Consider the following 19,042-nt stretch of genomic DNA (forward strand, 5'->3'; position numbering starts at 1 on the left):
GGCTTTCTGTTTAAATGAAACCTGATAAATCAAGTTAAAGAAGGCGGTAGACGGATTTGAACCGACGATCAAGCTTTTGCAGAGCCGTGCCTTACCACTTGGCTATACCGCCTTAACGTTTATTATTATACCTTGAAAATCATTCTCAGTCAATACTTTTTTCAGATTTTTTGTATGAATAAGCCTAAATATTCTGAAAATTCGTTTACTTTTCTTGAAATCTATGATATAATTGATGATAACCTATACTTTATAAGAGGAGTAAAGAAATGAAAAAAAGTAGAGTATTTATTGCAGCAGGAATTGCTTTGTTTGCGACGGGTGTGTTAGTGGCTTGTGGGAATTCAAAATCATCTGATTCGACAGCTCCAAAGACCTACGGCTATGTCTATTCGGCTGATCCAGAAACATTAGATTATATTATTTCTGGAAAAGAGAGTACGAAAGTGGCTACTTCAAACGGGATCGATGGCCTCTTCACAAATGATAAATACGGGAATTTGACTCCTGCGGTTGCAGAAGACTGGTCTGTATCAAAAGATGGATTGACTTATACCTACAAAATTCGTAAAGGTGTCAAATGGATGACATCCGATGGTGAAGAATATGCCGAAGTGACTGCTAAAGACTTCGTGAATGGATTGAAACATGCGGCAGATAAGAAATCAGAAGCTCTATATCTAGCTGAAACTTCTGTTAAAGGTTTATCTGATTATTTGGCTGGGAATTCAAAAGATTTCTCTACAGTAGGTGTTAAAGCGGTTGATGACTATACTCTTGAGTATACTTTGAACCAACCAGAACCTTACTGGAACTCTAAGATGGTTTATTCAATTTTCTGGCCATTAAACGAAGAATTTGAAAAGTCAAAAGGCTCTGATTTTGCTAAAGCGACAGATCCTACATCATTGCTATATAATGGACCTTTCTTGCTCAAAGGTTTGACTGCTAAATCTTCTATCGAATTTGCTAAGAACGAGCAGTACTGGGATAAAGAGAATGTTCATTTAGATACAGCAACACTTGCATATTTTGATGGTTCGGACCAAGAATCACTTGAGCGTAACTTTACAAGTGGAGCTTATAGTTTTGCTCGTCTTTACCCAACAAGTTCAAACTTCTCAAAGGTAGAGGAGTCATACAAGGATAATATTTTCTACACTCCGTCAGGAGCTGGTATTGGAGGTTTAGGTGTAAATATTGATCGACAAAATTACAAATATACATCTAAAACGACAGATGAAGAGAAAACATCTACTAAGAAAGCTCTTCTTAACAAAGACTTCCGCCAAGCCTTGAACTTTGCCTTTGACCGTACAGGTTATTCTGCTCAAGTTAACGGTAAAGAAGGTGCTCCTCTCGCAGTTCGTAATTTATTTGTGAAACCAGACTTTGTGACTGCAGGTGAAAAAACTTTCGGTGACTTGGTTGCTGAAAAAGTTACGACTTATGGAGACGAGTGGAAAAATGTAAACTTTGCCGATGGTCAAGACGGTCTCTTTAATGCTGATAAAGCTAAAGCAGAATTTGCTAAAGCTAAAACTGCTTTGGAAGCAGAAGGTGTGAAATTCCCTATCCACTTGGATGTTCCAGTAGACCAAACGTCTAAAAACTTTATCGCACGTATTCAGTCATTCAAACAATCAGTTGAAAAAGTTTTAGGTGAAGAAAATGTTGTCATCGACATTCAACAAATTTCTAAAGATGAATTCTTTAATGCGACTTATTATGCTGCTAATGCGGCGGCTGAGGATTGGGATCTTTCAGGTGCGGTTGGATGGAATCCAGACTATGAAGATCCATCAACTTATCTTGATATCCTTAAATCAACTAATAGTGAGCAAACGAAAACTTATATGGGTTATGATGATCCATCAAATGCAGCTGCAGCAAAAGTTGGTGTGAAAGATTACGATAAATTGCTCGATGAAGCTGGAAAAGAAACAAGTGATCTTAACAAACGTTATGAAAAATATGCTGCTGCTCAAGCTTGGTTGACAGACAGCTCACTCTTCTTACCAGCTATGTCTTCTACTGGTGCTGCACCATTCATTTCTCGTGTTGTACCATTCTCAGCTTCTTATAGCCAATCTGGAGACAAAGGTTCAAATCTCTACTTCAAATATATTCAGTTACAAAATAAGGTTGTAACAAAGGCTGATTATGAACAAGCTCGTGAGAAATGGCTCAAAGAGAAAAAAGAATCAAACGAAAAAGTTCAAAAAGAATTGACTAAACACGTTAAATAAATAACTCTCAAGGGAACTTTCTCTCCATGAGGAGAAGGTTCTTTTGGGATTTTAAAAGGAAACGATATGAAGAAATATATTTTTATGCGTGTCTTGCGGTCATTGGTTTCTATCTTCTTAGTAACAACCTTGACTTACACGATTATCTATACAATGGTTCCTCGAAAATTGATTTTCAAACAGGATACCAACTATAACAAGATTGCAACAACTGCTGATAAACGTGATAACTATGAAAATACTGTTTATGAGCGTATGGGCTATATCGAGTACTACGATACCAAAGAGTTGCAAGAAAAAGCTAGCCAGATGGATGCCTCTGTAACCGTTGAAGCTAATGACACCAACAAGGCTATCTACGAAAAATACATCAAACAAATCGGTCATGGTTGGACCCTGGGAGAATTTACTGAAAGTGGCCAATTCTACGCTACACGTGAAATTCCAATTTTTGAACGTGTGTTTAAATTCTATGCAAACTTGCTTGATATCGACCACACAAACAAGATTCAGGACCCAGAAAATCCAAATTTGGAGCGTTATTTGCGTTTTGAAAATGATCCCGCTATCGGCTGGTCTCTGGTAGGTTCAGGGACTAAACACAAGTACCTCTTGTACTTCAATAGTCAGTTCCCATTTGTTCACCAAAACTTTGTGAACTTGAATTTGGGTGATTCATATCCAACTTATGCTAATACTCCTGTGCTTCAAGTTATCACACAAGGACAAGGTCAAACTAAGACATCAGAAGTGCAATTCCCAACTGGTAAGAAAACATCTTCAGTTAATATCTACTCAAGAACCTACAAATCGCCTAGTCAGGCTGATTCTCGTGAAGTAGCTAACTATGGGAAAGATGACCCATATACTGCAACTGAAAGCAACTACCAATATCCTTCTATGATTGCTAGCTCTGCAGTCGTTGGATTGATTGGTTTGGTGATTTCTTATGCGATTGCCGTGCCACTTGGTTCAGCTATGGCTCGCTTCAAGAATACTTGGATTGATAGCTTCTCAACAGGGTTTTTGACCTTCTTGATGGCCCTTCCAACCATTGCCTTGGTTTACATTGTTCGTTTGATTGGATCATCAATTGGTCTTCCAGATTCATTCCCTATCTTGGGTGCTGGAGATTGGCGTTCGTATGTTTTACCAGCAGTTATCCTTGGTTTATTGGGTGCTCCTGGTACAGCTATTTGGATTCGTCGTTACATGATTGACTTGCAATCACAGGACTTTGTTCGTTTTGCTCGTGCAAAAGGTTTGTCTGAAAAAGAAATTTCAAACAAACACATCTTTAAAAATGCCATGGTTCCGCTGGTTTCAGGAATTCCTGGTGCTGTTATCGGGGTTATCGGTGGTGCAACCCTTACTGAAACAGTCTTCGCTTTCCCAGGTATGGGTAAAATGTTGATTGACTCTGTAAAAGCATCTAATAACTCTATGGTCGTAGGTCTTGTCTTCATCTTTACATGTATTTCTATCTTCTCACTTCTTTTGGGAGATATTTGGATGACTATTATTGACCCACGTATTAAATTGACTGAGAAAGGAGGCAAATAATGTCTACAATCGATAAAGAAAAATTTCAGTTCGTAAAACGTGACGATTTTGCCTCTGAAGCCATTGATGCGCCAGCCTATTCATACTGGGGCTCAGTGTTTAGACAATTTATGAAGAAGAAATCAACTGTAGTCATGTTGGGAATCTTGGTAGCTATCATTTTGATGAGTTTCATCTACCCAATGTTTTCTAAGTTTGATTTCAATGATGTCAGCAAAGTAAACGACTTTAGTGCTCGTTATATCAAGCCAAATGCTGAGCATTGGTTCGGTACAGACAGTAACGGTAAATCTCTCTTTGACGGTGTCTGGTTCGGAGCTCGTAACTCTATCCTCATTTCTGTGATTGCGACAGTGATTAACTTGGTTATCGGTGTTTTTGTCGGTGGTATTTGGGGAATTTCAAAATCAGTTGACCGTGTGATGATGGAAGTTTATAATGTCATCTCAAACATCCCATCTCTTTTGATTGTCATTGTCTTGACTTACTCAATCGGAGCTGGATTCTGGAATCTGATTTTTGCTATGAGTGTGACTACTTGGATTGGTATTGCTTACTCAATTCGTATTCAGATCATGCGTTATCGTGACTTGGAGTATAACCTTGCTTCACGTACACTTGGAACACCAACCTTTAAGATTGTTGTAAAAAACATTATGCCACAATTGGTATCTGTTATCGTTACGACGACATCTCAAATGCTTCCAGCCTTTATCTCATACGAAGCTTTCCTTTCATTCTTTGGACTTGGATTGCCGATTACAGTTCCAAGTTTAGGTCGTTTGATTTCAGATTACTCTCAGAACGTAACGACAAATGCATACCTCTTCTGGATTCCATTGACAACTCTTGTCTTGGTATCCTTATCCCTTTTCGTAGTTGGTCAAAACTTAGCGGATGCTAGTGATCCACGTACACATAGATAGGAGTAGAAATGACAAAAGAAAAAAATGTAATTTTGACTGCTCGCGATATTGTCGTGGAATTTGACGTTCGTGACAAAGTATTGACAGCCATTCGCGGCGTTTCCCTTGAACTAGTTGAAGGAGAAGTATTAGCCTTGGTAGGTGAGTCAGGATCAGGAAAATCTGTTTTGACAAAGACTTTCACAGGTATGCTTGAAGAAAATGGTCGCATTGCCCAAGGTAGCATTGACTACCGTGGTCAAGATTTGACAGCTTTATCTTCTCACAAGGATTGGGAACAAATTCGTGGCGCTAAGATTGCGACTATCTTCCAAGATCCAATGACTAGTTTGGACCCAATTAAAACAATTGGTAGTCAGATTACAGAAGTTATTGTAAAACACCAAGGAAAAACAGCTAAAGAAGCGAAAGAATTGGCCATTGACTACATGAATAAGGTTGGGATTCCAGATGCAGATAGACGTTTTGATGAATACCCATTCCAATATTCTGGAGGAATGCGTCAACGTATCGTTATTGCGATTGCTCTTGCCTGCCGACCTGATGTCTTGATTTGTGATGAGCCAACGACTGCCTTGGATGTGACCATCCAAGCTCAGATTATTGATTTGTTGAAATCTTTACAAAACGAGTACCATTTCACAACAATCTTTATCACCCACGACCTTGGTGTGGTGGCAAGTATTGCAGATAAGGTAGCGGTTATGTATGCAGGAGAAATCGTTGAGTATGGAACTGTTGAGGAAGTCTTCTATGACCCTCGCCATCCATATACATGGAGTCTCTTGTCTAGCTTGCCTCAGCTTGCTGATGATAAAGGGGATCTTTACTCAATCCCAGGAACACCTCCGTCACTTTATACTGACCTGAAAGGGGATGCCTTTGCCTTGCGTTCTGACTATGCAATGCAAATTGACTTCGAACAAAAAGCTCCTCAATTCTCAGTATCAGAGACACATTGGGCTAAAACTTGGCTACTTCATGAGGATGCTCCAAAAGTAGAAAAACCAGCTGTGATTGCAAATCTCCATGATAAGATTCGTGAAAAAATGGGATTTGCCCATCTGGCTGACTAGGAGGAAGGAAATGTCTGAAAAATTAGTAGAAATCAAAGATTTAGAAATTTCCTTCGGTGAAGGAAGTAAGAAGTTTGTCGCAGTTAAAAATGCTAACTTCTTTATCAACAAGGGAGAAACTTTCTCGCTTGTAGGTGAGTCAGGTAGTGGGAAAACAACTATTGGTCGTGCCATCATCGGTCTTAATGATACAAGTAATGGGGATATCATTTTTGATGGTCAAAAGATTAATGGTAAGAAATCGCGTGAACAAGCTGCAGAATTGATTCGTCGTATCCAGATGATTTTTCAAGATCCTGCCGCAAGTTTGAATGAACGTGCGACTGTTGATTATATTATTTCTGAAGGTCTTTACAATCATCATCTGTTCAAGGATGAAGAAGAACGTAAAGAGAAAGTTAAAAATATTATCCGTGAAGTGGGGCTTCTTGCTGAGCACTTGACTCGTTACCCTCATGAATTCTCAGGTGGTCAACGTCAACGTATCGGTATTGCCCGTGCCTTGGTCATGCAACCAGACTTTGTTATTGCGGATGAGCCCATTTCAGCCTTGGACGTTTCTGTGCGTGCTCAAGTCTTGAACTTGCTCAAAAAATTCCAAAAAGAACTTGGTTTGACCTATCTCTTCATCGCCCATGACTTGTCTGTCGTTCGCTTTATTTCAGATCGTATCGCAGTTATTTACAAGGGTGTTATTGTAGAGGTTGCAGAAACAGAAGAATTGTTTAACAATCCAATTCATCCATATACTCAAGCCTTGCTTTCAGCGGTACCAATCCCAGATCCAATCTTGGAACGTAAGAAGGTCTTGAAGGTTTACGACCCAAGTCAACACGACTATGAGACTGATAAGCCATCTATGGTAGAAATCCGTCCAGGTCACTATGTTTGGGCTAACCAAGCCGAATTAGCGCGTTACCAACAAGGGTTAAACTAATAATGGTTTTATAATTTCCATATCAATTTTTATGGGAATTATAAACCTTTTTTTGTTGGACTGATTTGAAAAAATCTTTGAAAGTATCCTGAAAGAATTTTCGAAAAATTTTAAAAAATTCTGAAATATTCTTGACAGCTGATGAAAAAGGTGGTAAGATAGGAAACATCAAAAAAGAAAGCAGAAAAAGAAATGAATAAGAGACAAGCTGTAACGATGAATCAAAACTTTTACTTTAGCTACTTTAGATAGTGTTTGTAGACATGTCACCATGGATGCAAACAGTTCAAGCAATTTGTTTGTATCTATGTGGCTAAGATTTTTGATTGTGGTCCATATAGATGAATATCTAAATGGACTAGCTAAGTTGTAACTTGTTAGCTTATTTCAAGCATCCGTTTAGATATTATCTAGGCGGTTTTTTGTTTTATCTTTTCTGAGAAGGAGTTTCATTATGAAAGTTGTTCGAAAATTACTAGCCCCTCTCTTGGTAGTGGGGATTCTCTTGACCTCTCTGATTAGTTTGCATCAGTTGAAGGCAGATAAGAAAAAAGATGTGTTTCGTATCGGTATTTCGCAATTTATTACCCACCAGTCCTTAGACGCTACTAGAGAAGGGTTTGTGGATGAGCTTGCCAAGCAAGGCTATGCTGAAGGGAAAAATATCGAGATTGATTTGCAAAATGCACAGGGAGAACAACGAAACCTAAAAACGATTTCCCAGCAACTAGCAGAATCTAGTGATGTCGTTCTAGCTATCGCAACGCCTTCTGCTCAGAGCTTGGCTAATACAACACAAACGACACCGGTTATCTTTTCAGCTGTAACAGACCCTGTCAGTGCCAAGTTGGTAGAGTCAAGAGAGCATCCTGGGGGCAATGTAACTGGAACAAGTGATCAGTCATCAGATGCTATCTCAACCCAAATCAATTTGATAAAGAAAGTGTTGCCAAAAGCTAAAACAATTGGAATCCTCTATACTCAGAGCGAGCCAAACTCAGTTGTCCAAAAGGATGAAGCTAAGCGACTTCTGGAAGAAAAAGGCTTTACCGTTGTTGAAAAAACAATCTTGGACAGTAACAATGTCAAAGCGGCAGCAGAGAGTTTGATGGCAGAAGTGGATATGGTTTTTGTACCAACGGACAATATCATTTCGTCAACCATGGAAACAGTTAAGCAGGTTTCTATTAAACACAAGGTTCCAGTATTCGGTGGCTCAACGGAAATGATTGCGGTTGGTGGTTTGTATAACTACGGTACCAATTATGAAGAATTGGGACGGCAGACAGCCCGCATGTTGATTCGTGTCTTAAAAGGTGAGAAACCAGAAAATATAGCAGTTGAGTTGCCTGAAAAACTGGAATTGCATACCAATCAAGAAATGGCAGATGCACTAGGAATTGATATTAGTAAGTTGGAAAGCAAGGAATAGGGAGGTTTAAGATGAGTTTTGTATTATCTAGTTTATCAGAAGGTTTGTTGTGGTCGATTATGGCCATTGGAGTTTACTTGACTTTCCGTATTTTGGATATTGCGGATATGACTGCTGAAGGAGCCTTTCCTTTGGGGGCAGCTGTCGTTGTATCGCAGATACAGGCAGGGACAAATCCTTGGATTGCGACCTTACTTGCTTTGCTGGCAGGTATGGTAGCTGGTCTTGTATCAGGAATGCTCCACACCAAGATGAAAATCCCAGCTCTCTTGACAGGGATTGTGACCTTGACAGGGCTTTATTCAATCAATATTAAAATCATGGGCAGTGTGCCCAACCTTTCCTTGGGAGATTCTTCAACTGTCTTTAAACAATTGGCGAGCTTGGGGCTGACAAATGAAGAAGCTGTTTTCTCATTCAGTTTGGCCTGTCTCCTACTTGTTTGTTTGGTCTTGACTCTTTTGATGAAGACAGAGATTGGCTTGGTCTTGCGTTCGACTGGGGACAATATTCCGATGAGTGAGGCCAATGGGGTTAATGTAGACACCATGAAGATTGTTGGTTACATGATTTCAAACGGCTTGATTGCCTTGTGTGGTTCCTTGTTTGCCCAAAATGATGGATTTTCAGATGTGACTTCTGGGACAGGAACCATTGTTGTTGGTTTGAGTGCAGTGATTATTGCGGAAGTTTTGATACACGACTTGACCATTGGAGGCCGCCTGTTATCCATCGGAATCGGTGCTATTGTTTACCGTTTGATTATTTTAAATATCTATGAGATTCCAAATCTAGATCAAAATCTGGTTCGTCTCTTTAATGCAATCTTGTTAGCCTTAGTTTTATTTGCACCAGAATTGCAAAAGAGATTAAAGATTCGTGGTCTGAAATTGAGAAATGAATAGGAGGAGAAAGTTATGGCAAGTTTGTTAACACTTGAAAATATTCACAAAACATTTGAAGCAGGGACGGTCAATGAGAACCATGTCCTCAAAGGATTAGATTTAGAAGTTGAAGAGGGAGATTTTATCTCTGTGATTGGTGGAAATGGAGCAGGGAAATCCACTTTGATGAATATCTTGGCTGGCAATCTATCGGTGGACGAAGGGGACCTTCTACTGGCAGGGAAATCCATTAAAAATCTGAGTGTAAGAAAGAGAGCCAAGGATATTGCCCGTGTTTTTCAAGATCCTAAGATGGGAACAGCTTCTCGTTTGACGATTGAGGAGAATATGGCTATTGCCTTGAGACGCGGGCAGAAGAGAGGGCTTGGTTGGGGAGTGAAGGAGAAGGACAGAATCCAGTTCCAAGAGGCCTTGAAGGAGTTGAATATTGGTCTTGAAAATCGTTTGAAAGTGGATACTCAATACCTTTCAGGAGGACAGAGACAGGCCTTGACCCTGGTCATGGCAGCCTTGGTAAAACCTAAGCTCTTGCTGTTGGATGAACACACTGCGGCACTTGACCCGAAAACTAGTCAAATGGTGATGGATTTGACGCAAAAGATTGTGGAGCACCATCAGTTGACTACTCTGATGATTACACATGATATGAACCATGCGATTGAGTACGGCAATCGTCTCATTATGCTTTATCAAGGTAAGATAGTGGTGGATGTTAAGGGAGAGGAGAAAAAGCATCTGACGGTTGAAGATCTCATGCATCTCTTCCAGAAAAATAGTGGGCAAAGCCTAGTTAGTGATGAATTGGTTTTGGGATAAAGAAAAAGGCCACACTTTGTTAGATACAAGGTGTGGTTGTATTTTATCTTTTAGACCAAGTTCTCTTCATAAAGAGAAGTAAGATTGGGTATATTTCCAAGCGCCCTGCAATCATTGCAAAGGAGAGGAGAATTTTTGAGATAGGACTAAAGATTGAGAAACTAGAAGTGGTTCCTAGGATAGGCCCAATATTATTGAAACAGCTAAAGACAGCGCTGGTCACAACCAGAAAATCATTGCTATCTAGGCTGACAATAAAGATAAGCGCTAGCAAAATCATAGAATAGATGACAAAGTATTTGAGAATCTTATGCTGGGTATCTTTGTCAATCACCGTTTTATTAACATGGAGGGTCAAAACACGGTGGGGCGATAGGATTGACAAAATTTGGTTTTTAGCAATTTTTGAAAGGATAAGGCCTCGAATAACCTTGAGTCCACCTGCGGTTGAACCAGCAGAACCACCGATTCCCATGAGGAAGAGGAGGATAAACTGGGAGAAGAGGGGCCAGTTGGTAATGTCTCCGTATCCAAAACCAGTCGTTGTAATGATGTTGGAAACCTGGAAGAAGGCCATTTCAAAACTCTTTGAAAATCCCGGGTAGAGGTAGAGAGTATTGAGGCTGATCAAGCCTGTAGAAATCATTACGATGACTAAGTAAGCCCGGAGTTCTTCATCTCCAAAGAAGGCCTTGATGCGACGGAGCATGAGGTAGTAGTAGAGGTTGAAATTTACCCCAAAAACCAGAACTCCGATACTAACTAGATAGGTAATCAGTGAGCTACCATAGTGGGCAATTCCGTCGTTATAGACGGTGAATCCTCCTGTACCCGCAGTACCCATAGCGATGATAAAACTATCAAATAGGGGCATACCAGCCAGATAATAGAGGATGACAAAGAGGGAAAAGAGAGCTAGATAAAGGAGATAGAGAATCTGGGCAGTATTTTTGAGTTTGGATACAACCTTACCGAAGACGGGACCAGGAACCTCAGCCTTCATCACTTCTAGGTGGCTATTCTTGGCATTGTCCATAATAGCAAGTGCAAAAACAAGCACTCCCATCCCTCCAATCAAGTGGGTAAAACTTCGCCAGAAGAGGAGGGAACGACTGAGAACCGAAACGTCGTTCAGAATAGTTGCTCCAGTAGTTGTAAAGCCAGAACTGATTTCAAAAAAGGCATCGATAACGCTGGGAATTTGCTTAGCAAAAACAAAGGGGAGACCGCCAAAGAAGGACCAAAGGATCCAACAGAGGGCAACAATCAAGACTCCCTCCTTGGCATAAATCCGTTGATTTTTGGGCTTTTGTAAAATTCCTGAACCGCCTAGTAATACGAGGATCCCTATTGTTGAAAAGAGGGCCGTAAAGACTTGGCTCGATTCACGGTAATAGAGAGCGACAGACACAGGAACCAAAAGAAGAACAGCTTCAATCAAAAGTAATTTTGAAAGGAGGTAACGAATCATACTTTTATTCATTTCTTACCTCGCGATCAAGTCATAAATCTTGGTGATGTTTGGCAACAAGGTTGTTACTAGGAGCTTGTCTCCAACTTCCAACATATCCTCCCCAGTAGGGAAAATAGTCTTGCCCTTTCGAATGATGGCTGCTATAAGAACCCCTTTTTTCAGTTTTAGTTGAGAAAGAGGTTTGGCAGTCATTTTATTGGCTTCCTTGATATGGAATTGCAGGGTTTCGATTTGGCCATTGGCTAGATGGTGCATGGCCTGAAGGTCTGAATACTGGGCATTAACACGGCCACGAATAAAGTGCATAATCGTATCTACAGCGATGCTTTTAGGTGTGATGATACTTGAAAAATCAGGCGCATTGATAATCTCGAGGAGACTGGTACGATTGACCTTAGTAATATTTTTCTGTACACCTACCCTGTCAAGGAACATAGAGGTAATCAGATTTTCCTCATCGACCCCTGTTAGAGTCGCAACGGCATCATAGTTTTGAGCACTTTCTTCCAGCAGGATATCTTTTACGGTACCATCTCCTTGAACGATGTAGAGGTTTGGGAATTTCTCGCTAAAGAAGCTAGCGATTTCAGGATTGATTTCAATAACCTTGGTATCGATACGACTGTCTTTGAGGATACCTAGTAGATAATAGGCAATTCTACCAGCTCCAACAATAAGAAGACTCTTCACGGCACGAGACTTGAAATAATTATGGAAGAGCATCATGTCAACACGGTTACCAGTGACAAAGATTCTATCTTTATCCTGTACAGTCATGTCACCGCTTGGAATGATAATTTGATGATCCCTTTCTATCGCACAGACAATGACATTGCCAAATTTTTTCCGAAAATCAGAAATGGGCATTTGGCAAAGACCACTGGAGGATTTAACAGCGAATTCCATCAAGCTGACCCGTCCACCAAAGAAACGTTCGACAGAGAGGGCGTTGGGGAAGTCAATGATATTAGCAATAGCGCGGGCAGCCAAGAGCTCAGGGTTAACGATAAGAGAAAAACCGAGAATATTCTTTTCCTTGAAATAAGAGTTAGAATATTCAGGGTTCCGCACCCGAACGATGGTCTCTTTAGCTCCCATTTTTTTTGCTAGAACGGCTGCAATCATGTTCACTTCATCGTATTCAGTCAGGGCGATAAAGATATCACAATCCTGGACGCTGGCTTGCTCAAGGATGGTAAAATCGGCCCCGTTACCAAGGATGCCTATGATATCAAAGCGATTGACAATATGATTGAGGACAGCTTCGTCTTGCTCAATCAGCAAAACATCATGCTTTTCTGAAACCAAGGAGCGACAGAGGGCAGAACCAACTTTTCCCCCTCCGACAAGGATAATTTTCATAATAAAACCTACTTCTTCATGATGTAACTATCATACCTTTTTTCAAGAAAAAATGCACCTACTAGCTAATAAGCAGAGCTTTTAGTAGGAAATTTGCTATAAGGTAAAACTATACCCTAATCAATTGAAATAGCTATTAGCTACTTTCTAGAAAATATGGTATGATAAAGGATATACAAGGAGATAAAATGAATAATAATTTACTGGTATTACAATCAGACTTTGGTCTGGTTGATGGTGCGGTATCGGCTATGATTGGAGTGGCTTTAGAAGAATCTTCAACCTTAAAAATTCATCATTTGACGCACGATATCACGCCTTATAATATTTTTGAGGGGAGTTACCGTCTCTTTCAGACGGTGGATTACTGGCCTGAGGGAACGACATTTGTATCGGTGGTCGATCCAGGTGTCGGTTCGAAACGTAAGAGTGTGGTTGCCAAGACTGCAAAAAATCAATACATTGTCACGCCAGACAATGGGACGCTTTCTTTTATTAAGAAACACGTTGGCATTGTAGCCATTCGTGAAATTTCTGAAGTGGCCAATAGACGTCAAAATACAGAGCATTCTTATACCTTCCACGGTCGTGATGTCTATGCCTATACTGGTGCTAAACTGGCCAGTGGTCACATTACTTTTGAGGAAGTGGGGCCAGAGCTCAGTGTGGATCAGATTGTAGAGCTTCCAGTCGTAGAGACCATCATAGAAGATCATCTGGTGAAGGGAGCTATTGATATTCTGGATGTGCGTTTTGGTTCGCTTTGGACCTCTATCACACGAGAAGAATTTTACAAGCTGGAACCAGCATTCGGTGACCGTTTTGAAGTGACTATCTATCATGCAGATATGCTGGTCTATCAAAATCAGGTTGTTTATGGCAAATCATTTGCAGATGTGAGAATTGGGCAACCCATCCTTTACATCAACTCTCTCTATCGTTTAGGTCTGGCAATTAACCAAGGTTCCTTTGCCAAGGCCTATAATGTGGGTGTCGGTTCATCTTGGACCATTGAAATAAAGAAAATAGAAGGATAAAATAGGAGAATAAATAGTATGGAAATCAAATTTACAATTAAACAAGTTGTTGCTGTCGGAATTGGCGCTGCCCTCTTTGTCGTCATCGGGATGATCAATATTCCGACCCCTGTTCCAAATACAAGCATCCAGCTTCAGTATGCGGTACAAGCGCTACTTTCTATTATTTTTGGACCGATTATCGGTTTGCTTGTCGGGTTGATTGGTCATGCAATCAAGGATTCTCTTGCTGGCTATGGTCTGTGGTGGACTTGGATTATTGCTAGCGGGCTCTTCGGTCTAGCTGTGGGGCTATTTAGAAAGTACGTTCGCGTGATCAATGGTGTCTTTGACTGGAAAGATATTCTTATTTTTAACCTCATTCAACTACTTGCAAATGCCCTTGTTTGGGGTGTCTTGGCACCACTTGGAGATGTTGTGATTTATCAAGAAGCGGCAGAAAAAGTATTTGCCCAAGGGATTGTTGCGGGAATTGCTAATGCTGTAACTGTAGCTATCGCAGGTACCCTTCTCTTGCTAGCTTATTCACGTACGCAGACTCGTTCAGGAAGTTTGAAAAAGGATTAACATAAAGGAAAAGGCTGGGCAACCGGTCTTTTTCGATGTTTATAGACTAGTCGGGTAAGCAATTTAGGCTAGGAATCTTGTTGGCGCTAAGTTTTTAATAGAAGAGTCTGCAAGAAGGGTTCGATTTATGATAAAATAGAAGTCTAAGAAGCGAATGAAGAGAGTAAGATGAAAGAAGCTATAATTGAGTGGAAGGATTTCTCTTTCCAGTATGAAACGCAACAAGAACCGACCTTGCAAGGAGTGGACTTAACCATTTATAAGGGAGAGAAAGTCTTAATTGTTGGGCCATCTGGGTCAGGTAAGTCTACCTTGGGTCAGTGTTTGAATGGGATTATTCCAAATATTTACAAGGGTCAGACATCTGGAGAATTTTTGATCAGGGGGCAAGCAGCATTTGATATGAGCATCTACGATAAATCTCATCTGGTCAGTACAGTTTTGCAGGATACAGATGGGCAGTTTATCGGCTTGTCCGTGGCAGAGGACTTAGCTTTTGCGCTAGAAAATGATGTAACAAGTCTAGAAGAGATGAAAAGTCGTGTTCATAAATGGGCTGAAAAGCTGGACCTTATTTCTTTACTGCCGCAGCGTCCTCAGGATTTGTCAGGTGGACAAAAGCAGCGAGTTAGTCTAGCTGGTGTTTTGATTGATGAGAGTCCGATTCTTTTGTTTGATGAGCCACTCGCCAATCTGGATCCCAAGTCAGGTCAGGATATTATCGAATTGATTGACCAGATTCATAAGGAAGAGGGAACGACGACTCTTATTATCGAGCACCGTTTGGAGGATGTTCTGCATCGCCCTGTGGATCGGATTGTCTTGATAAACGATGGCCGTATCCTCTTTAATGGGAGTCCTGATCAGTTATTGGCGACTGACCTGTTGACCCAAAATGGAATTCGAGAACCCCTTTATCTAACCACTTTACGTCAATTAGGTGTGGATTTAGCTAAAGAAGAACAATTAGCAAATTTGGACAACTTGTCTATCTCAAAAGGCCAGGTTCAGTTGCGGACGGAACTGGCAAAAGAAACCCCAGAATTGCAGTCACTCTTTAGACTAGAGGACGTGTCGTTTTCTTATGATGATAGACCGATTTTAAAGTCCCTACATTTGGATATTAAAAAGGGCGAAAAGATTGCCATTGTCGGGAAAAATGGAGCAGGGAAATCAACCCTAGCCAAGGCCTTAAGTAGCTTTATCCAGACGGAAGGTCGCTATCTTTGGGAAGAGCAGGATATAAAAGGGGATTCGGTAGCAGAACGGGCGGAACGAGTAGGCTATGTGCTGCAAAATCCCAATCAAATGATTTCAACCAATATGATTTTTGATGAGGTGGCTCTGGGACTTCGTTTGCGAGGTGTGGACGAGCAGGAAATTGAAACGAGAGTCTATGAAACCTTGAGAATTTGTGGTCTCTATGAATTCCGTAATTGGCCCATTTCTGCCCTGTCATTTGGTCAGAAAAAACGTGTGACTATTGCATCGATTTTGGTTTTAGGAGCTGAAATTATCCTCCTAGATGAACCGACAGCAGGTCAAGACCAGAAGAATTATACTGAGATTATGGAATTTCTCGAAGAGTTGCATCAAAAAGGTCATACCATTGTCATGATTACCCATGATATGCAATTGATGCTGGATTATTCAGACCGAGCCCTTGTCATGGTGGATGGGGAATTGATTGCTGATACTGATCCAGCTAGTCTGTTGAGTAATCCTGAGTTGTTAGTAAAAGCCAATCTAAAAGAAACTTCAATCTTCAACTTGGCCAAGAAACTAGATGTGGATCCACTTGCTTTAACGGCATTTTACAAAGAAAGGAGAGAAGAATGCAAGCTAAATTAATCGGTTACCAGCATAGAGATACTGTGATTCATCGCTTGTCAGGAGCTGGAAAACTTCTCTTTTTCATCCTCGTGTCATTGGCGGCCATGATTAGCTATGATACCAGACTGCTTGTTCTGATTGCTATCTTTTCGGTCTTTCTCCTCTATTTGTCAGAAATCCGCTTTAAAGATGTTTCCTTTGTAGCAGTTTTTGCGACGGTATTTGCTGTTTTAAACGTTTTGATGGTCTATCTCTTTTCTCCCGAGTATGGGGTTGGACTTTACGGAGAGAGAAGTGTGATTTGGCAGGGAATCGGTTCCTACACTCTGACCAGTCAAGAGCTCTTTTATCTGCTAAATCTGGCCATTAAGTACCTTTGCACTATTCCTCTGGCTATTATCTTTTTGATGACAACCCACCCTAGTCAGTTTGCTTCCAGTTTAAATCAAATTGGTGTGCCTTACAAGATTGCCTATTCAGTCAGCCTGACCTTACGCTATATTCCAGATTTGCAGGAAGAATTCTTTACTATCAAGATGTCTCAGGAAGCGCGTGGGATGGAATTATCCAAGAAAGCTTCTCTTATGCAACGAATCAAAGGCAATCTGCGCATTATTACGCCCTTGATTTTTAGCTCGTTAGAACGCATTGATACCATCGCGACCGCCATGGAGCTTCGGCGCTTTGGGAAAGAGAAAAAACGCACTTGGTATAGTTATCAGGCCTTGAAAAAAGGTGATTATCTTACCTTGCTCTTGGCAGCCTTGTTTTTAGTAGCTAGTTTACTACTTATCTTGCAAAATCAGGGACGATTTTACAACCCTTGGAAATAGTATTGTCAAAGTTTTCATTAGATAAGTAAAGAGAAATTATTCTATAACTTTTTATTGATAGATTGTATGAGAAATAAAGTTAATAATTGTATACTTGAAACTTTTTGACAAAATATGAATTAGTTTGTCTACTTTATAGTAGAATTTACACTACAAAATCAAAGTTATTCAAATATAATCATTTTCAACTAAGTTCAGTGTCATAATGTAGAGACGATATAAAATAGTAAAAGTACTTAATTTAAATCGTGTTAATTTCATTTTGTGTAAACATGGGAAAATGTTGAATGTATATAATGACGGGAGATGGTTTACAATGATAAGTTTAGAGCTGATGTCTGAAGACAATAGTATAGATATCTATTCTTTTGAAAAAGAAAATCGGGAGTATTTTGAGCGGAATTTACCTCCTAGACCAGCTCACTATTTTGACTTAGAAGGTTTTAAAGAAATTACAAGGGAATTGTTAAGGGAACAAGAGAATCATGATGTCTACATGCATCTTATCAGAGATTCGCAAGGCGTTATGGCCGGAAGAATTAATTTAAGTGTTTTAGAGAATAATCGAAAAACAGCAGAGCTTGGGTATAGGATTGGGGAAACTGTTAGCAATTTAGGTTATGCCAGCGAAGCGGTTAAACTCGTTTTAGAAAAAGCCTTCACGACTTATGGTTTCAATAGAATCATTGCAGGAACGGCAACAGGTAATCTAGCCTCTCAGAGGGTGCTTTTAAAAAATGGCTTCACCTTTAGTAAGGTTATAGAAAATGACTTACAAATTCATAATGAGTGGGTTCATACAGCAGTATTTGAGATAACGAGGTCATAATATCATCATTTCCAGTCCACAGATAGGTATAAAAGAGTAAGCAATTTTTGCAGATATTTAAGAATTTTCTCCTAGAAACCCTTGGAAATAGCTTGAAAAAATTGAAAAAATCAAGTCGTTTCTATTGACAATGATTCTGAAAGTGTTATACTAAGAAAGTAGTTTCGCTGATTTACTTCAAACCTGTTGTGAGGTAAGTTAACGATGCCTTAACCACGCTGTTTGCTGAGCTTGACTCCGGGCAGTGTGGCTATTTTTTTGCAATGGTGAAAGGAAGCAAGTCATGACAAATCACATTGTATTATTTGAACCTCAAATTCCACAAAATACAGGAAATATCGCGCGTACTTGCGCTGCGACCAATTCTCCCCTCCACATCATCAAGCCTATGGGTTTTCCTATTGATGACCGCAAGATGAAGCGTGCTGGATTGGATTATTGGGATAAGCTAGAGATTTATTTTTACGACAGTTTAGAAGATTTCATGTCTCAGATGAAGGGAAAACTCTATCTGATTTCAAAATTCGCTGAGAAAGTGTATTCTGAGGTGGATTTATCTACTGACGAAGACCACTATTTTCTCTTTGGACGTGAAGACAAGGGCTTACCTGAGGACTTTATGCGAGAACATCCTGAAAAGGCTCTCCGTATTCCTATGAATGATGAACATGTTCGCAGTCTCAATGTGTCTAATACCGTCTGTATGATTGTCTATGAGGCTCTTCGCCAGCAGAACTTTGCAGGTCTTGAGCTTGTTCATACCTATGAAGTGGATAAATTGAAATAAAAAATGAAAATGAACTAAATGCTTGCGCTTGCAAGCGTTTTTTGTTATGATAAAAGAGTCTTCAGGGCAGGGTGAAATTCCCGACCGGCGGTGACTTTAACTAGGAAATGATCTTTTCCTTTTATACTTTGTTGACAAGCTTTGCCTAACCAGAAGTTATGCCTACAGCTTGTCGCCTAGTCTAAAAGAAAAATCTCTATTTCCTTCTCTTTAAAGAAGTCCGCGAGCGCAAGCTGATGTGGTGAGATTCCACAACCGACAGTATAGTCTGGATGGGAGAAGACGAAAGAATAGCTTTGTCTGTTCTGATAGATTTATAGCTAAATTGTAACCGTTTGCTCAATAGAGTGCGAGGGAACTTTTGGGGTATAAAAAGTGAGAATAGATAGGGGAATCCTTTCTAACTTCTTCTGATT

General features: G+C 40.2%; 16 protein-coding genes, 1 tRNA gene and 1 riboswitch. Of the genes, 14 read left to right on the forward strand and 3 right to left on the reverse strand.

Annotated elements, in window-relative coordinates:
* Window positions 1-41 precede the first annotated feature (41 nt).
* Window positions 42-112 (reverse strand) — tRNA-Cys (locus tag B7692_RS08160).
* A 157-nt stretch (window positions 113-269) separates the two neighbouring features.
* Here B7692_RS08160 and B7692_RS08165 point away from each other — a divergent pair.
* The 8 genes from B7692_RS08165 (at window position 270) to B7692_RS08200 (ending at window position 9,904) form a co-directional block, all read left to right on the forward strand.
* Window positions 270-2,249 carry a peptide ABC transporter substrate-binding protein gene (locus tag B7692_RS08165; RefSeq protein ID WP_084887490.1) on the forward strand — a complete coding sequence of 660 codons (1,980 nt, stop codon included), beginning with the start codon at window positions 270-272 and terminating at the stop codon, window positions 2,247-2,249.
* Between the two features lie 66 nt (window positions 2,250-2,315).
* A complete protein-coding gene (locus tag B7692_RS08170) occupies window positions 2,316-3,812 on the forward strand; it encodes an ABC transporter permease (RefSeq protein ID WP_020902008.1) in 1,497 nt (498 codons plus the stop codon).
* Window positions 3,812-4,738 (forward strand): oligopeptide ABC transporter permease OppC, encoded by a 927-nt coding sequence (oppC, locus tag B7692_RS08175; RefSeq protein WP_004255894.1) that lies wholly within the window; start codon window positions 3,812-3,814, stop codon window positions 4,736-4,738. The genes B7692_RS08170 and oppC overlap by 1 nt, the downstream gene beginning before the upstream one ends.
* Before the next feature lie 8 nt (window positions 4,739-4,746).
* Window positions 4,747-5,814, forward strand: a complete 1,068-nt coding sequence (locus B7692_RS08180) for an ABC transporter ATP-binding protein (protein ID WP_000159550.1) — start codon at window positions 4,747-4,749, stop codon at window positions 5,812-5,814.
* 10 nt (window positions 5,815-5,824) lie between these two features.
* Complete coding sequence (locus B7692_RS08185; protein ID WP_001291284.1) at window positions 5,825-6,751, forward strand: ATP-binding cassette domain-containing protein; 927 nt, start codon at window positions 5,825-5,827, stop codon at window positions 6,749-6,751.
* 454 nt (window positions 6,752-7,205) lie between these two features.
* Window positions 7,206-8,183, forward strand: a complete 978-nt coding sequence (locus tag B7692_RS08190) for an ABC transporter substrate-binding protein (RefSeq protein WP_024057377.1) — start codon at window positions 7,206-7,208, stop codon at window positions 8,181-8,183.
* Window positions 8,184-8,194: 11 nt separating this feature from the next.
* Window positions 8,195-9,088 (forward strand): ABC transporter permease, encoded by an 894-nt coding sequence (locus B7692_RS08195; protein ID WP_000011439.1) that lies wholly within the window; start codon window positions 8,195-8,197, stop codon window positions 9,086-9,088.
* 12 nt (window positions 9,089-9,100) lie between these two features.
* On the forward strand, window positions 9,101-9,904 hold the full coding sequence (locus B7692_RS08200; protein ID WP_000157661.1) for an ABC transporter ATP-binding protein: 804 nt from the start codon (window positions 9,101-9,103) through the stop codon (window positions 9,902-9,904).
* A gap of 43 nt (window positions 9,905-9,947) precedes the next feature.
* Here the strand turns inward: B7692_RS08200 and B7692_RS08205 are convergent, their stop codons facing one another.
* On the reverse strand, window positions 9,948-11,387 hold the full coding sequence (locus B7692_RS08205; RefSeq protein WP_084930404.1) for a TrkH family potassium uptake protein: 1,440 nt from the start codon (window positions 11,385-11,387) through the stop codon (window positions 9,948-9,950).
* Between the two features lie 3 nt (window positions 11,388-11,390).
* Window positions 11,391-12,740 (reverse strand): Trk system potassium transporter TrkA, encoded by a 1,350-nt coding sequence (gene trkA / locus B7692_RS08210; RefSeq protein ID WP_084930405.1) that lies wholly within the window; start codon window positions 12,738-12,740, stop codon window positions 11,391-11,393.
* Window positions 12,741-12,928: 188 nt separating this feature from the next.
* Here trkA and B7692_RS08215 point away from each other — a divergent pair, with 188 nt between their 5' ends.
* From B7692_RS08215 to B7692_RS08240, 6 genes are all read left to right on the forward strand, one after another.
* Window positions 12,929-13,777, forward strand: a complete 849-nt coding sequence (locus tag B7692_RS08215; protein ID WP_084930406.1) for an SAM hydrolase/SAM-dependent halogenase family protein — start codon at window positions 12,929-12,931, stop codon at window positions 13,775-13,777.
* An 18-nt stretch (window positions 13,778-13,795) separates the two neighbouring features.
* Window positions 13,796-14,344 carry an ECF-type riboflavin transporter substrate-binding protein gene (locus B7692_RS08220; RefSeq protein WP_084923258.1) on the forward strand — a complete coding sequence of 183 codons (549 nt, stop codon included), beginning with the start codon at window positions 13,796-13,798 and terminating at the stop codon, window positions 14,342-14,344.
* A 168-nt stretch (window positions 14,345-14,512) separates the two neighbouring features.
* Window positions 14,513-16,195 (forward strand): ABC transporter ATP-binding protein, encoded by a 1,683-nt coding sequence (locus tag B7692_RS08225; RefSeq protein WP_084930407.1) that lies wholly within the window; start codon window positions 14,513-14,515, stop codon window positions 16,193-16,195.
* A complete protein-coding gene (locus B7692_RS08230) occupies window positions 16,180-17,010 on the forward strand; it encodes an energy-coupling factor transporter transmembrane component T family protein (protein WP_084930408.1) in 831 nt (276 codons plus the stop codon). Before B7692_RS08225 ends, B7692_RS08230 begins: the two co-directional genes overlap by 16 nt.
* 316 nt (window positions 17,011-17,326) lie before the next feature.
* Window positions 17,327-17,839: a GNAT family N-acetyltransferase gene (locus tag B7692_RS08235; RefSeq protein WP_084930409.1), complete on the forward strand. Its 513-nt coding sequence runs from the start codon at window positions 17,327-17,329 to the stop codon at window positions 17,837-17,839.
* 283 nt (window positions 17,840-18,122) lie between these two features.
* The gene (locus B7692_RS08240) at window positions 18,123-18,626 is read left to right on the forward strand and encodes a tRNA (cytidine(34)-2'-O)-methyltransferase (protein ID WP_050207395.1); all 504 of its coding nucleotides are present in this window, start codon (window positions 18,123-18,125) and stop codon (window positions 18,624-18,626) included.
* Window positions 18,627-18,679: 53 nt separating this feature from the next.
* Window positions 18,680-18,914, forward strand: a riboswitch (FMN riboswitch).
* Window positions 18,915-19,042 lie beyond the last annotated feature (128 nt).

Source organism: Streptococcus mitis (assembly GCF_002096925.1).
Taxonomy (GTDB): domain Bacteria; phylum Bacillota; class Bacilli; order Lactobacillales; family Streptococcaceae; genus Streptococcus; species Streptococcus mitis_AF.